Genomic DNA, 14,121 nt, shown 5'->3' with positions numbered 1-14,121 from the left:
AACCCCATGCGCCAGCTTCACTCGCGGGTGAAAATTTCCAGCAGATGCCCGTCCGGGTCATCGAAATACACCCGCCGTCCCCCTGCGTACTCATTGATTTCCTTCGGCCGCTGCTTGCCCGGATCAGCCCACCAAGGCTGTCCGCATGCTTGCAGGCGCGCGAACGCGTTGTCGAAGTCATCGTCACCGATCAAAAACGCATAGTGCTGGGACGCAATCGGCGGCTCATTGTTGTAGAAATCCAGCGACACACCGTTATCGAACTTGACGACCAGCATGGGGCCGAAAGGCTCGGGAGCGGGCAGGCCGAGGAGTTCGGCGAGGAAATTCGCGGAAACCTGTTTGTCGCGGCACCAGACGATGGTGTGGTTCAACTGAGCGCTCATGGAGTTGTCCTCACGGCGGTTCAGGTGGGTCGTTTTAAGTGATGAGAGTAGCTCAGCCTGTTGCGCAATGACCGCCCTGACCTAAGCTTGGGTCAAGGCGAAACACAATTGCGGTGCGTCACCGGAACGAACGCCGCGATGCGCAATCATTAGAGCGTGGTTATCAAAAGGAGATGCGCATGCTCATCAGGTTTTTGACCCTGACAACCTTGCTGGCTTTCGCCGGTCCCTTGTTCGCAGCCGAGGGCGATTCACCGCTGGATATAGACAAGGGCAGGTTTAGGCCATTGATTGTTATCGCGCCCAGTACCGTCGACCCGGTCTGGACGGGACTGAAAAAGTCGCTGGCTGATCCGGCCAACAAAGAGGGGATCGCTCAACGCAATATCAAGGTGTACAGCGTGCTGAACATGTTCGGGCAGCTTGACGGCAGGGACCTCGGTCAGCAGGACACCATGGCACTGATCCGCTCGCTGAAACTTGGTGCGGGGGCGTTGCCCAAAGTGATCCTGATCGGCAAGGACGGCGAGAAGAAGCTTGAAAGTTCGGGGGATGAGTCAAAGTCCGTCGATTTGAAGAAAATTTTCGACACCATCGATGCCCTGCCAGCGGCTGAGAAAGAAGCCACCGCGCCGGCGGTCGTAGCCCCCCCGGCTGAAGCCGAACCCGTCAATGGGGCCAAAGGCACCAAGGGCGCAAAGGCTGGCAAAGCGGGCAAACCGGCCAAGCCCCCGGAAATGCCGGATGACTGAAACGTTGAGGGCGTCTGTTCCTTTTGATGGGTGGGATTGAACGCCGATTTCAGTCACCGTCATGACAATGGGCGATCTAAACGATCGCCCATTTTTTTTGCAGGTGAAGTACCCGCCTTCACGGGCCTCGGACATTTCCTTCAAGTTGTGTAGCACTTGATGAACTGGTGCCCTACAGCGCGCACCGCTAGCCTTTGTTGAAGTCCGCGATATTGAGGGACCCAAGGACGAAAACCCCCGTGGAAAAAGGAGCCCCGCCTGTGAAAAAGATCAGTAAGCCTCAACAACCGCAAACGCCCACCGATGCCGATCATCCCGATTCTGTGAAGGTGTGTGGTACCGCAGAAGTGGCGGTCATTCCACGCCCCAGGCGTGTTCCCACTGCTCGGCAGATATTCGCCGTTGTCCCCGGCGTCGACACGCTGACGCTGCTAAGGCAAGCCAGCGAAACCCTCGCATCGCTGAATGCCCTGCTCGAGAATTTTGCGGCAAAACTGGACGCGCCGAACCGTGGTGAAATCTTTTCGATCCAGCAGTTGGCGATGATCGCTGAGTTGTTGGTGACCCAGGTGCGGGACAACCTTGTTCCGCAGGACGATGCGTCTGACGGTTCGCCAGTGACTCGGCATTAAGCGAGCGACATAACGACAATAGGTGACCTCAAAGGGTCACCCATCCGTCTGTAGCTGCCGAGCCTGTGAGGCTGCGTTCGGCGACGAAGTCGTCGTAAACCCGGCGGACGCGGTTTTCCTGAAAAACTGCATCGTCTGATTTCACGACGACTTCGTCGCCGAGCGCAGCCTCGCGGGCTCGGCAGCTGCTACAGGAGTCGCGTTGCTCTTGGTTATTCGGTCAGGGCACTCAATATCGTGTGGGCGATTTTGATGCGTTCCGGGTTTGGGTAATTTTTGTTGGCCAGGATCACGATGCCGATGTCCTTCGAGGGTACGAACGCGACATAGGCACCAAAGCCACCCGTTGAGCCGGTTTTGTTGAACAACAGGTTTTCCTGTTGTGGCTGCGGCGGGTTCAACCAATTGACCTTGTGCGCTTCCATTGCCATCTCGGTCGAATTACCGGCAAGCAGCCGATCCAGCGTGACCGGGTAGGGGTAGAACTCCCAGGCCAGCCCCTGCGTCATGTTGCCCACGGTGTAATAACCGGTGTGGGTGGTGGCAATGGCTTGCTGTAGCGGCTTTTCCAACCCTGCCGGTTTCATGTTCGCTTCGACAAAACGCAGTAAGTCCGAGGCGCTGGTTTTCACGCCGTAGGCTTCGGAGTCCAGAGCACCCGGCTCGACACGCACCGGCTTGTCGTCTTTGTTGTACCCCAGCGCGTAAAGCCCCATCTGGTTTTTGGGGACATTGAGGTAGGTGTGCTCAAGGCCCAGTTTCGGCAACAAGGTCTTTTCCAACAGGGTATCGAACGGCTGGCCCATGCTGTAGGCGGCGAGGTAACCGGATAGCCCTATGCTTGGGTTCGAATACTGGCGATGGGTTCCGGCGGGATACACCGGTGTCCACTGCTTGAAATAACCCAGCATCTTATCCGCGTGGTCTGCGTTTTCGGGGAACTGCAGCGGCAACCCGCCAGCGGTGTAAGTGGCCAATTGCAATACGCTGATGTGGTCGAACGCACTGCCGCGCAAGGCTGGTAAAACAGCGCTGGCTGTATCGGACAGGGACAGTTTGCCGCTGGCCTGTGCATAGGCGGCCAGCGTGGCAGTGAAGGTTTTGCTGACCGAGCCGATTTCGAACAGGGTGTCCTGGCTGACCGGTTTGCCATCCTCTTTGGATGCTACGCCGTAATTAAAGTAATGCTTCTGACCATTTTGGGTGATCGCAACGGCGAGTCCCGTGATGTTCTGTTGCTGCATCACCGGGCCGACGGTGGCGTTGACCAAGGCTTCGAGCTGCTGGTCGGACGGTGTTGCAGCGAAACACGGCGCTGTGCCGAGCAGAAGTGCGAAAACGCTGTAGGTCGCTAGCCTTGGCAGTTTGTATTGATACATGTCTGATTCACTCTTCATGAGTTGTGATGATGTTAACCCGCTACACTCCATGCGCTCTTGCAAAACGGGCTAGCTAACAGGCGAGCAGAATCTAGGCAGTCTGCCGAACTTCGACAAACGACGAAATCTCGGGTTAGCCATTAGAAAAATTATGGAGTTGGCATGATTCGTCCTCACTTGCCGCTAAATGCATTGCGCGCTTTCGAGGCGTCCGCGCGTCATTTGAGTTTCACGCGGGCGGCGGTGGAGCTGTTCGTGACGCCGGCGGCGGTGAGTCATCAGGTCAAAAGTCTTGAGGCGCAACTGAACGTGACCCTGTTCAAACGCTTGCCACGCGGGCTGATGCTGACCAGCGAGGGGGAAACCTTGCTGCCGGTATTGCGCGAGTCTTTCGACCGAATCGCTGAAACCCTCGAACGCTTTGAAGGCGGGCATTATCGGGAGGTGTTATCGGTGGGAGCGGTGGGCACGTTTGCGGTGGGGTGGTTGCTGCCACGCCTGGCGGATTTTCATGTGAAACATCCGTACATAGATTTACGCCTGTCGACCAACAATAACCGTGTGGACGTCGCCGCCGAAGGTCTGGATTACGCCATTCGATTTGGCGCCGGCGCCTGGCATGGCGTTGAAGCGTTGCGGTTGATCGATGCGCCGCTGTCGGTGTTATGCGTTCCTGAACTTGCCCGGCAATTGCAGTCGCCTGAGGATCTGTTGCAACAAACCTTGCTACGTTCCTACCGTACAGACGAATGGTCCGAGTGGTTTCAGGCCTGCGGATTACCGGCCAATACACCGCCCGCCAAGAGCATCGTTTTCGACTCTTCACTGGCGATGATGGAGGCCGCGCTTCAGGGCGCCGGTATCGCACTGGCGCCGCCGTTGATGTTTTCCCGGCAACTGGCGGCAGGTGCGATCGAGCAGCCTTTCGCGATCGGTATCACCACCGGCAGCTACTGGCTGACCCGCTTGCAGTCCCGCACTGAAACGGCGGCCATGACGGCGTTCAAGGACTGGCTACTTCAGGTCGCGCAAGACCAACTCCCGCGCGACCAGTGACTCAGCGCACCAGGCACGGCCGCTTGTTATCGAACTTCCAGCCCGGGATCAAAAACTGCATCGCCACGCTGTCATCTCGTGCGCCCAACCCCATGCTTTTGTACAGCTCATGGGCCTTGGCCAACTGATCCATGTCCAGTTCAACCCCTAGCCCCGGTTTCTTCGGCACTTGCACACAGCCGCCGACGATTTGCAGCGGAGCTTTGGTCAGGCGCTGGCCGTCCTGCCAGATCCAGTGGGTGTCGATGGCGGTGATGTCGCCCGGTGCGGCCGCCGCGACGTGGGTGAACATCGCCAGGGAAATATCGAAGTGGTTGTTGGAATGCGATCCCCAGGTCAGGCCCCATTCGTGGCACATCTGCGCCACGCGAACCGAGCCCTGCATCGTCCAGAAATGCGGATCGGCCAGAGGAATGTCGACCGATTGCAATTGAATGGCGTGGCCCATTTCCCGCCAGTCGGTGGCGATCATGTTGGTGGCGGTTTTCAGGCCGGTGGCACGGCGGAACTCGGCCATGACTTCGCGGCCCGAGTAACCGTTTTCCGCGCCGCACGGGTCTTCGGCGTAGGCGAGGACGCGATGCTGATCCCGGCACAGGCGAATCGCTTCCTTGAGCGACCACGCACCGTTTGGATCGAGCGTAATACGTGCATCCGGGAAGCGTTCGGCCAGCGCTGTGACCGCTTCGATTTCCTCGTCACCGCTGAGCACGCCGCCCTTGAGTTTGAAGTCCTTGAAGCCATAGCGGTCATGCGCGGCGACCGCCAGGCGTACCACGGCGTCGGCGGTCATGGCTTTTTCGTGACGGATGCGGAACCAGTCGTTGTCGGCCTCCGGTTCGCTGCGGTAGGCCAGGTCGGTTTGCTGGCGATCACCGACGTAAAACAGATAACCCAGCATTTTCACTTCATCGCGCTGCTGACCTTCGCCGAGCAGGGCGGCGACCGGCACGTCGAGGTGCTGGCCGAGCAAGTCGAGCAGGGCGGCTTCAAGTCCCGTGACCGCGTGAATGGTGATGCGCAGGTCGAACGTCTGCAAACCGCGACCACCGGCATCGCGATCGGCGAAGGTCTGGCGCACTTGATTAAGGATCTTCTGATAAGTGCCAATCGGGCTGCCGACGACCAGTGAGCGGGCGTCTTCCAGTGTCTGGCGAATCCGCTCACCACCCGGGACTTCGCCGACACCGGTGTGACCGGCGTTGTCCTTGAGGATCACGATGTTGCGGGTGAAAAACGGGCCATGGGCGCCGCTCAGATTGAGCAGCATGCCATCGTGGCCGGCCACCGGTACCACCTGCATGCTGGTGATGATCGGCGCTTTTGCAGTGTCTTGTGAGTGCATTTTCTTATCCTTCAAAACAAAAGATCAGGCGTGATTGGGCGCTGGATTGCCCAGTGCGGTGGTAGGCGCGGTTTTCGGTTTGTTGCGGGCGGCGAAGACAATGATCGCGGCGATGATTGAGGTCGCTGCCAACCCGTACAGCCCGCCCTGAATCGAGCCGGTGTGTTCTTCCAGCAGGCCGAAGGTGGTCGGTGCGACGAAACCGCCGAGGTTGCCGACCGAGTTGATCAGCGCGATCACGCCCGCGGCGATCCGCGCATCCAGATACGCCTGCGGGATTGGCCAGAACAGCGATGAAGCGGATTTGAAGCCCAGCGCGGCAAAGCAGATCGCAACGAAGGCAAAGATCGGCCCGCCCGTGGTGGACATGAACATCCCGGCGGCGGCGATCAGCAGCGCGGCGGCGACCCAGGCTTGCTGGTGTTTCCACTTGGTCGATAGCGTTGCGAACGCGTACATGCCGACGATCGATAGCAACCACGGGATGGAGTTGAACAGCCCGACCTGAATGTCGCTGAGATCGCCCATCTTCTTGATGATGCTCGGCAGCCAGAAGGTCGCCGCGTAAATGGTCAGTTGGATAAAGAAGTAGATCAGGCAAAACAGAATGATCTGGCGATCCTTGAGCAGCTTGCCCAGCGACGGTTTGATTGGTGTCGCGGCTTCGCGGGCCTGTTGCTCGTCGTCGATGGCATTGACCAGCGCATCCTGTTCTTCGCGGCTCAGCCATTTGGCGTCGTGGGGTTTGGAGTCCAGCCAGAACCAGACGAACACGCACAACCCGACCGAAAACATCCCTTCAATGAAGTACATCCATTGCCAGCCATGCAGGCCAAAGCCGCTGATTTGCAGGAGTAACCCGGACAGCGGGCCGGAGATCAGCGACGCGATCGCCGAGCCACTGAGGAAGATCGCTATCGCCTTGCCGCGCTCAACCCCCGGCAGCCAGCGAGTGAAGTAATAAATCACCCCCGGGAAAAATCCGGCTTCGGCCACGCCCAGCAGGAATCGCAGGATGTAGAAGTGGGTTTCGTTCTGGATGAACGCCATGCCAGCGGCCACCAGGCCCCAGGTCAGCATGATGCGGGTCAGCCAGATTCGTGCGCCGACTTTTTGCAGGAGGAGGTTGGAGGGGACTTCGAACAGCGCGTAACCGATGAAGAACAGCCCGGCCCCGAGGCCGTAGGCGGCAGCGCCAATCCCTAGGTCATGTTCCATGTGGGCGCGGACGAAACCGATGTTCACACGGTCGATGTAGTTGACGATGAACATGATGACGAACAGCGGAAGGACATGTCGTTTCACTTTCGCGATGGCTGATTTCAAGGCGCAATCGATGCCATCGTTCATCCCGGGTATGGATGTATTCACTGGATTTTCTCCCACTCGTTATTGTTATGCGGGGTGTATCTGGTGTTGCGTTGTTGATAGACATCATACAACTAGGTTTTTTGGCTTCGCAATAGGGGTTGCTCAACAAAATGGCGCTTTTTTGGCAGGTGTGGCTTCTGTTTCAGGGTTGTGCTTGTGTCTTAAAAGGCGCTGTTTGGTTGTTTTGTTGAGTGTTGTCATACAAGTTGGCGAGGTTTTGTCGAGATTCCCGCCCGGCGCAGTGCTACGATTCAACCAGCCCTGTTTCTGGATGATCGCCATGCAAGAAGACTTCGACGCGCCTGCCCGCAAGCGCACTCACAACCTGGCCCATGACCTGGTGGCCAAGTTGACCCAGAGCATCCTGCTCGGGCAGATGTCGCCGGGCGACAAGCTGCCGTCGGAGAACACGATTGTTCAGGAGCATGGGGTGAGTCGCACCGTTGTGCGCGAGGCGCTTTCGAAGTTGCAGGCTTCAGGCCTGGTGGAAACCCGACATGGGATCGGCACCTTTGTGCTGGAGCGTGCCCCTGAGCAAGGGTTGCGGTTGAATGTCGACACTGCACTGGGGGTGCGCAGCATTCTGGAATTGCGCATGGGCCTGGAAACTCAGGCCGCCGCACTGGCGGCGACACGCCGTACGCCGGCGCAGTTGGCGCACATGCGTGAAGCGCTGGACGACTATCAAAGCCTGCTGGCCAATAACGACAGCTGCGTTGAGGCTGACAGGCGTTTTCACCTGTTGATCGCCGAAGCGACCGGCAATGTGTGTTTCACCGAAATCATGCAGCACCTGGGCAGTGCGATGATTCCCCGGACTCGCGTCAACGCCGTCGAGCGCGGTGCGGCAGATTTGAGCAAGCTCGGGCAGCTTGCCAACCTCGAGCACGAGGCGATTCTCAATGCCATCAAACGGCAAGACCCGGATGCGGCGCGTGCGGCGATGTGGCTGCACCTGACCAACAGCCGCGACCGGTTTTCACCGGGTGGCTGAAACTGTGTGGCGAAGGCGCTTGCCACAGGTTCTGTGTCAGTTCACTCGATAGCGAGCAAGGTCGTTCGCACATCCGTTATCGATCCAGCCTGATAGCGCGACCGGAAGAAGTAACCGTAATCCTGAAGGTAATACATCGTCACGCTCACTTTGAGCTCACCCCCTTCAATCGTGCACGCCAGTTCTTTTGCGCCGCCTTGCAATGAAGTGTTGACCTGTACGGCGTCAATTTGGCGCTCGACCACACACTCGAGTTTTTCGCTGTTGAGCGAGGTGCCCTTGAGCGTGCTGCGACGCTGTTGGGTGATGTGATAGCCCAACGATGAGCCAACCGCCATCGTTCTCCAGTCGCCGGTGAATGTGAGGTTTTCGGTATCGATTGCGTACGACACGGGCAGTTTTCGGTCGGTGTATTGGCTGTCGAGGCGTAGCGTCAACAGCCCGCGGAAATTGACCGAGTAGGTGTCTATCACCTTGCCAGGCCACTGCAATTTCAACTGGCCACTTTGTGGATCGATTTCGTAGCGTTGCTCGCTCTGCGACGGCGCGCCGCCCAGGTACCCGACGTTTTTCGAGTGAATCTCGATCTTTTTGATCGCCTTGGCCGGCGGTGCCAGGTTCAGGTCGGCAATCGACTTGAGCACGTTTGCCGCAACGGGTCTGGATTGATAGACCTGCGCCACTTTACGGCGGGGAGAGTAGGGCGCCAGGGTCGACAGTTGGGAGGCCGGGGCGCAGGCCGCTTTCAACAAAGGCCGGACATCCGCACCTTGCTCGAAGTTTGTTTGCGGGGCGTCGGCAAGCAGCGTTCCTCGGGTGATCTGGTCTTTTTCGTCCAGTTTGAACTCGCTCAACACGCGGTAGGTCTGGCCCTTGCAATCGACTTGATAACGGCTGCGAGTTTGTCCGAATAACACTTTATAGCTCGCGTCGGTGAGCAATGCCGGCTCATCAATCGCGCCCCAGAACAACACGGAACTGCCTTGTGCCTTGAAGCTGTTGCGGTCGATCAGCAGCCGGCGTTCCGTGTCGCCGCCCAAGGCCACACGCCAATCCGCAGGGGGCGTTTCCGCGCAGGCTTCGACGAAGCTCGGGTTCTGCGCCAGGCGAGCCAGCAGTGGCGCAGACAATGGAGTGTTCTTGGGCGACTTGTAGGACCCGGTGCTGGAACCGGAGACGATACGTGTGTCGAGGAACAGGGCGGTGGCACCGGTGGCGTCGCAGTTGGCTTGCATCTGCAAGGTCGATTGCGTGTTTTTCATGTTTCGCTCGGGAATGCTCACCAGATAGCTGAGCAGGTCTGCATCACGCATGACCGAGTGAGTCAGCAGTGGCTCGTCGAGCATTTCCTCCGTTGTCATGGGCGGTATCTTGGGCACGGGGGCAGGTATTGGCTTGCTGGCGCAACCTGAAATCAACGTCAGCAAACCGATAACAACAAAGCGGGTCATAGGCAATCCATGGCGATAAGTGCCACATACATGTGAACTGAAAAGGTCGGCAGCCCCCAGTAATTCTTTAACCCGGCGCTACCTCCGTTCAGGGGCGCACCGGGCCGCTCGCGGTAACGGTGGCGCGTCGTTCCATATTCAATGCCAGCACACTGATCAAAATCACGAGGGCGCCGACGCCGACCATCAGTGTTGGCTGTTCACCCAAGGCGTAAGCGGCGATGGCCATCGCGGTCGGCGGGATCAGATACAGCGTCATGGTTGCGCGGCTCAAGTCCACATGGGCCAGCACAAACGCCCACGCCAGATAGGCGAGCGCACTGGGAAATATGCCCAGCGCCAGCACCGCCCACTGCACATGAACCGGTGCGCTGACGACCTCGCTGGCCAATCCCGGCAGGTAAATCAATAACAACGCCGTGCCCGACCAGACCGTGTAACACACCAGCGTCAGGCCGTCATAGCGCGTGGAATGATGCTTCTGCAAGGCGAAGTAAAAACTCCAGGACACTGCTGCCAGCAAGATCAACAAACCGTAAACATCGAGGCCGCCCAGTCCGTGATCACCGGCCACCACAATCACCACGCCAATCATTCCCGACACGATGCAGCCCCAGCGCCAGAAGCTGACCCGATCCTTGAACACAAAACGCGCCAGCAGCGTGCTGAACAACGGTGTCGATTGTGCCAACACGCTGGAAGCCCCGGCAGTGACATGCTGCTGGCCTATGTTCAGTACGACGTGATGCAGGCTCACCGCGAAAAAACCGAGAGCAACCAGCCACGGCAGGTCGCGAGGCCTGGGCAGGCGGATGCCTTTGAACGCGGCGACGACCGCCATGAACACCGAGGCCATCAGAAACCTCAGCAGTGCCAGGTGTCCGGGGTCATAGGCCTGCAATCCGATATGAATGCCGGTCGGTGAATAGCCCCAGCACGCGACGACAAAAGCCATCGCGAGGATGATTTTCCAGGGCGAGCGGGGAGCGTGCGTGCGTGAATTCATGGTCGTGCACCATCAGGTAGGTGCATTGAGTATCAGAACTCAGATTGCTCTCCACAACTGACTTATACTGCGTAGACCGTTCACTTTTGGTGATGATTATGGAGCTGGCGCAGATTCGCATGTTCAAGACCGTGGCCGATGTCGGCAGCATCGCCCGGGCCGCCGAGTTGCTGCATTGCGTGCCGTCCAATATCACGGCGCGGATCAAGGCGCTGGAGACGGAATTGGGGGTGGCGCTGTTTCTGCGCGAGGGTCGAGGGCTGCGCATCAGCGCGGCGGGGCAAACGTTTTTGTCCTACGCCTCAAAAATTCTGGCGCTGACCGTTGAGGCCAAGCGCGCATTGGACCCGTCAGCCGACCCCTCCGGGCCGCTGCGCATCGGCGCCATCGAGTCCTCGGCCACCGGTCGCTTACCGCGGCTGCTGGCGAAATTCCACAAGCGCTATCCCGCAGTTGCGCTGGAATTGACCACGGGCAGCTGGGGCCAATTGCTCGACGACACACTCAACCACCGGCTCGACGGCGCCATCGTCGCCGTGGATGTCGAGCGCGCTCAACTCAAGCGCACACCGATGTACCGCGAAGAGCTTTTGTTGATTGCCTCAACGTCGCTGGGAGCGGTGCACAGCATTGCGGATTTGCAGGACAAGACCGTCTTCATGTGGCCCCAGGGTTGTCCGTATCGGGCGGCGCTGGAACATTGGTTGTTGCGTCAGGGGCTGGCGCTGCCGATTGTCAGTCTGGCGAGTTATGGCGCGATTGTCGGGTGTGTCAGCGCGGGTGCCGGTGTCGCGTTAGTGCCCAAAGGGGTGTTTGATCAGTACGCCAAGGGGGCGGGGTGCGCGGGGTATGAATTTCCTGAGCTGACGGCTATCGACAATTTGTTTTACTGGCATGAAAACGCCGGGGTTCACCCGGCGCGCGAAGCGTTTGTGGCGATGCTGCGCGAGGAGTTCGCGTGACTGGCAAACTCGCTCCCACAGGGTTCCGTTCGTGTTTGGAGCTCAGGTCACGCGGACGTCGCGCATCAGCAATCCGAAGTTCAGATCCACCGCGTCCGGAATCGGCAAGTACACCGTGTGCCCATCCCCCGGCGCGACTTCAATCGGTTCGCCTTTGGCGTTCTGAAGCTGATGTAAATCGAAATGGAAGTTGCCCTTGGGGGTCATCAGTTCCATGTGATCGCCCAGGCCAAAGCGGTTTTTCACCTTGACCTCAGCCAGCCGATCGCGGCGCTCTCCGGTCAGTTCACCGACAAACTGCTGTCGTTCCGACACCGAGCTGCCGTTCTGGTAGTTCTGGTATTCGTCATGCACATGCCGTCGCAAAAATCCTTCGGTGTAGCCACGCTGCGCCAACGACTCCAGGTCGGTCATCAGGCTGCGGTCGAATGCTTGCCCGGCCACGGCGTCGTCGATGGCCCGGCGATACACCTGCGTAGTGCGCGCGCAATAAAAATGGGACTTGGTCCGGCCTTCGATTTTCAGCGAGTGCACGCCCATGTGCGTCAGACGCTCGACGTGCTGAACGGCGCGCAGGTCCTTGGCGTTCATGATGTAGGTGCCGTGTTCGTCCTCGAAGGCCGGCATCAGTTCGTCTGGCCGATTGGCTTCCTGCAACAGGAACACCTGGTCGGTGGGGGGGCCGAGGCCCAAGGTCGGTTCGGGTTGATATTGCTGGACGATTTCGCCGAGCTGATTTTCCGTGGCCTCCTGCGCCGAATATTTCCAGCGGCAGGCGTTGGTGCAACTGCCTTGATTGGCATCGCGCTTGTTCATGTAGCCCGACAACAGGCAGCGCCCGGAATAGGCCATGCACAACGCGCCATGGACAAACACCTCCAGCTCCATGGCCGGCACCTGTTCGCGGATTTCGCCGATTTCTTCCAGCGAGAGTTCCCGCGACAGGATGATCCGGCTCAACCCCTGTTGCTGCCAGAACTCGACACTGGCCCAGTTCACGGTGTTGGCCTGCACCGACAGATGAATCGGCATCTGCGCAAAGTGTCGCCGCACCAGCATGATCAGGCCCGGATCCGACATGATCAGCGCGTCCGGCGCCATGGCGATTACGGGTGCCAGGTCCTTGAGGAAGGTCTTGAGCTTGGCGTTATGCGGCGCAATGTTCACCACCACGTAAAAACGCTTGCCCTGGGCCTGGGCCTCCTTGATGCCGAGGGCGAGGTTGGCGTGATCGAATTCGTTATTGCGTACCCGCAAGCTGTAGCGCGGCTGGCCGGCGTACACCGCATCGGCGCCGTAGGCGAAGGCATAACGCATGTTTTTCAAGGTGCCGGCAGGGGCGAGCAGTTCGGGGGCGAGGGGAGTCATGGCAGTGTCGGTCGCAAAAGCCAAGGAGCGTAATCGGCTTGCCCGAGGGGTTTATTGATCTGGATCTATGCTTGATGAACAAACGGATGGCACTCGCGCGAACCGTGGCGGACTAAGTATCAGAAAGGCTCGTCAGTACAAGAGCCTGCGTCCCCCTGCGCACTGACACGGACCGGACATGAGCGAAGAAACCGTACACAACCGATCACTGGTGATCTTGCTATGGCTGGTGACCGCCGCCTTCATCTGGATTCTGCTGCCGTTTTACGGTGCGGTGTTTTGGGCGGTGATCCTCGGCATCCTCTTTGCGCCGATGCAGCGCCGACTGCAATTGAAACTGGGGTGGGAGCGCAACCTGACGTCACTGTTCACGCTCAGTATCTGTCTGGTGATTGCGATCCTGCCGGTGATCATCCTTGGCTTCCTGCTGGTTCAAGAGGGGACCACGCTGTACAAAAGCATCGAAAGTGGTGAACTGGATATCGCCGGGTTCGTCTCGCATTTCAAGCACAGCCTGCCGCCGTACTTCCAGCACCTGCTTGACCGGTTCGGGGTGGGCGAATTGAGCGGGCTGCGGGAGAAAATCATCAAGAGCGCGGTGACGGGCAATGAGTTTTTCGCCACTCAGGCGTTCAGCTTCGGCCAGGGCACGTTTGATTTTGTGGTGAGTTTTTTCATCATGCTGTATTTGCTCTATTTCTTTTTGCGTGACGGCGCCGAACTGGCACGCAAGGTTCGCGCGGCGGTGCCGCTGGAGGAGCACCAGAAGCGTCGCTTGCAACTCAAGTTCAATCGCGTGGTGCGGGCGACGGTCAAGGGCAACCTGCTGGTGGCGATCACGCAGGGCGCTTTGGGTGGGGCAATATTCTGGTTTCTGGACATCCCGAGCGCGTTGCTCTGGGCGGTGCTGATGGCGTTTTTGTCGCTGTTGCCAGCGGTGGGGGCAGGGATCGTCTGGGCGCCGGTGGCGGCGTTATTCCTGCTCAGCGGGGCGATCTGGCAGGGTGTGGCGTTGGGGCTGTACGGGGTTTTTGTGATTGGCCTGGTGGATAACGTCTTGCGACCGATCCTGGTGGGCAAGGACACCAAGATGCCGGACTACCTCATCCTCATCTCGACACTGGGCGGTCTGGCGATCTTTGGCCTCAATGGTTTCGTTATCGGGCCGCTGATCGCGGCCCTGTTCATGTCGAGTTGGGACATTTTCATCGAAACCAAACCGCGGGTGCAGTTGCCTTAGGCGCTGAGCAGGCCTTGGCCGATGCGCTGCGACAAGGCCTGGGCGGCGGGTAGCGAGGTGAGCGGACCGCTGATCGCTTCGCCGTCCTGCACCAGATACCAACAGGCAAGCAAACCCAGCTCTCTAAGCGATGAGGGAACGGCGCTGCCGATAACGGACATGATCTGAACCTGGGACAT

General features: G+C 58.9%; 14 protein-coding genes. 6 read left to right on the top strand and 8 right to left on the bottom strand.

Annotated elements, in window-relative coordinates; genetic code table 11:
• Positions 1–17 precede the first annotated feature (17 nt).
• Positions 18–386: a VOC family protein gene (locus C7534_RS18965; protein ID WP_046032597.1), complete on the bottom strand. Its 369-nt coding sequence runs from the start codon at positions 384–386 to the stop codon at positions 18–20.
• A gap of 179 nt (positions 387–565) precedes the next feature.
• Between C7534_RS18965 and C7534_RS18960 the strand changes: the two genes are divergently transcribed.
• Both C7534_RS18960 and C7534_RS18955 read left to right on the top strand, forming a co-directional pair.
• Positions 566–1,138 (top strand): DUF4174 domain-containing protein, encoded by a 573-nt coding sequence (locus tag C7534_RS18960; protein WP_046032596.1) that lies wholly within the window; start codon positions 566–568, stop codon positions 1,136–1,138.
• Positions 1,139–1,398: 260 nt separating this feature from the next.
• Complete coding sequence (locus tag C7534_RS18955) at positions 1,399–1,770, top strand: DUF6124 family protein (protein WP_046032595.1); 372 nt, start codon at positions 1,399–1,401, stop codon at positions 1,768–1,770.
• 212 nt (positions 1,771–1,982) lie between these two features.
• Here the strand turns inward: C7534_RS18955 and ampC are convergent, their stop codons facing one another.
• The gene (gene ampC / locus C7534_RS18950) at positions 1,983–3,149 is read right to left on the bottom strand and encodes a class C beta-lactamase (RefSeq protein WP_109786669.1); all 1,167 of its coding nucleotides are present in this window, start codon (positions 3,147–3,149) and stop codon (positions 1,983–1,985) included.
• A 162-nt stretch (positions 3,150–3,311) separates the two neighbouring features.
• Here ampC and C7534_RS18945 point away from each other — a divergent pair, with 162 nt between their 5' ends.
• Complete coding sequence (locus C7534_RS18945) at positions 3,312–4,205, top strand: LysR family transcriptional regulator (protein ID WP_109786656.1); 894 nt, start codon at positions 3,312–3,314, stop codon at positions 4,203–4,205.
• Between the two features lies 1 nt (position 4,206).
• On the opposite strand, the gene gudD is transcribed toward C7534_RS18945, so the two are convergent.
• Positions 4,207–5,550 (bottom strand): glucarate dehydratase, encoded by a 1,344-nt coding sequence (gudD, locus tag C7534_RS18940; protein ID WP_109786655.1) that lies wholly within the window; start codon positions 5,548–5,550, stop codon positions 4,207–4,209.
• Positions 5,551–5,574: 24 nt separating this feature from the next.
• Complete coding sequence (locus C7534_RS18935; protein ID WP_046032591.1) at positions 5,575–6,921, bottom strand: MFS transporter; 1,347 nt, start codon at positions 6,919–6,921, stop codon at positions 5,575–5,577.
• Between the two features lie 280 nt (positions 6,922–7,201).
• On the opposite strand from C7534_RS18935, the gene C7534_RS18930 reads away from it, so the two are divergent.
• On the top strand, positions 7,202–7,915 hold the full coding sequence (locus C7534_RS18930; RefSeq protein WP_077431764.1) for a FadR/GntR family transcriptional regulator: 714 nt from the start codon (positions 7,202–7,204) through the stop codon (positions 7,913–7,915).
• Between the two features lie 41 nt (positions 7,916–7,956).
• Here C7534_RS18930 and C7534_RS18925 read toward each other — a convergent pair whose 3' ends face one another.
• Both C7534_RS18925 and C7534_RS18920 read right to left on the bottom strand, forming a co-directional pair.
• Positions 7,957–9,276 carry a hypothetical protein gene (locus C7534_RS18925; protein WP_109786654.1) on the bottom strand — a complete coding sequence of 440 codons (1,320 nt, stop codon included), beginning with the start codon at positions 9,274–9,276 and terminating at the stop codon, positions 7,957–7,959.
• Between the two features lie 178 nt (positions 9,277–9,454).
• Positions 9,455–10,372 (bottom strand): DMT family transporter, encoded by a 918-nt coding sequence (locus C7534_RS18920; protein ID WP_109786653.1) that lies wholly within the window; start codon positions 10,370–10,372, stop codon positions 9,455–9,457.
• Between the two features lie 98 nt (positions 10,373–10,470).
• On the opposite strand from C7534_RS18920, the gene C7534_RS18915 reads away from it, so the two are divergent.
• Entirely contained in the window at positions 10,471–11,334 is an 864-nt protein-coding gene (locus C7534_RS18915) for a LysR family transcriptional regulator (protein ID WP_046032587.1), read from the top strand.
• Between the two features lie 42 nt (positions 11,335–11,376).
• Here C7534_RS18915 and trhP read toward each other — a convergent pair whose 3' ends face one another.
• Positions 11,377–12,702: a prephenate-dependent tRNA uridine(34) hydroxylase TrhP gene (gene trhP, locus C7534_RS18910; protein WP_046032586.1), complete on the bottom strand. Its 1,326-nt coding sequence runs from the start codon at positions 12,700–12,702 to the stop codon at positions 11,377–11,379.
• 178 nt (positions 12,703–12,880) lie between these two features.
• Between trhP and C7534_RS18905 the strand changes: the two genes are divergently transcribed.
• Positions 12,881–13,942: an AI-2E family transporter gene (locus C7534_RS18905; RefSeq protein WP_077431768.1), complete on the top strand. Its 1,062-nt coding sequence runs from the start codon at positions 12,881–12,883 to the stop codon at positions 13,940–13,942.
• On the opposite strand, the gene C7534_RS18900 is transcribed toward C7534_RS18905, so the two are convergent.
• A complete protein-coding gene (locus C7534_RS18900; RefSeq protein WP_046032584.1) occupies positions 13,939–14,121 on the bottom strand; it encodes a hypothetical protein in 183 nt (60 codons plus the stop codon). The genes C7534_RS18905 and C7534_RS18900 overlap by 4 nt on opposite strands.

The organism is Pseudomonas sp. OV226 (genome assembly GCF_003148705.1).
Lineage (GTDB): Bacteria > Pseudomonadota > Gammaproteobacteria > Pseudomonadales > Pseudomonadaceae > Aquipseudomonas.
Note: the sequence above shows the minus strand (reverse complement) of the source record. Positions and strands in the feature narration are given on the sequence as shown.

Bases quoted from the DNA above. Each gene is read 5' to 3' on its own strand.
- C7534_RS18965 (WP_046032597.1), bottom strand. From the start codon at position 386: ATGAGCGCTCAGTTGAACCACACCATCGTCTGGTGCCGCGACAAACAG.
- C7534_RS18960 (WP_046032596.1), top strand. From the start codon at position 566: ATGCTCATCAGGTTTTTGACCCTGACAACCTTGCTGGCTTTCGCCGGT.
- ampC (WP_109786669.1), bottom strand. From the start codon at position 3,149: ATGTATCAATACAAACTGCCAAGGCTAGCGACCTACAGCGTTTTCGCA.
- C7534_RS18945 (WP_109786656.1), top strand. From the start codon at position 3,312: ATGATTCGTCCTCACTTGCCGCTAAATGCATTGCGCGCTTTCGAGGCG.
- gudD (WP_109786655.1), bottom strand. From the start codon at position 5,550: ATGCACTCACAAGACACTGCAAAAGCGCCGATCATCACCAGCATGCAG.
- C7534_RS18930 (WP_077431764.1), top strand. From the start codon at position 7,202: ATGCAAGAAGACTTCGACGCGCCTGCCCGCAAGCGCACTCACAACCTG.
- C7534_RS18925 (WP_109786654.1), bottom strand. From the start codon at position 9,276: ATGACAACGGAGGAAATGCTCGACGAGCCACTGCTGACTCACTCGGTC.
- C7534_RS18920 (WP_109786653.1), bottom strand. From the start codon at position 10,372: ATGAATTCACGCACGCACGCTCCCCGCTCGCCCTGGAAAATCATCCTC.
- C7534_RS18915 (WP_046032587.1), top strand. From the start codon at position 10,471: ATGGAGCTGGCGCAGATTCGCATGTTCAAGACCGTGGCCGATGTCGGC.
- trhP (WP_046032586.1), bottom strand. From the start codon at position 12,702: ATGACTCCCCTCGCCCCCGAACTGCTCGCCCCTGCCGGCACCTTGAAA.
- C7534_RS18905 (WP_077431768.1), top strand. From the start codon at position 12,881: ATGAGCGAAGAAACCGTACACAACCGATCACTGGTGATCTTGCTATGG.
- C7534_RS18900 (WP_046032584.1), bottom strand. From the start codon at position 14,121: ATGTCCCAGGTTCAGATCATGTCCGTTATCGGCAGCGCCGTTCCCTCA.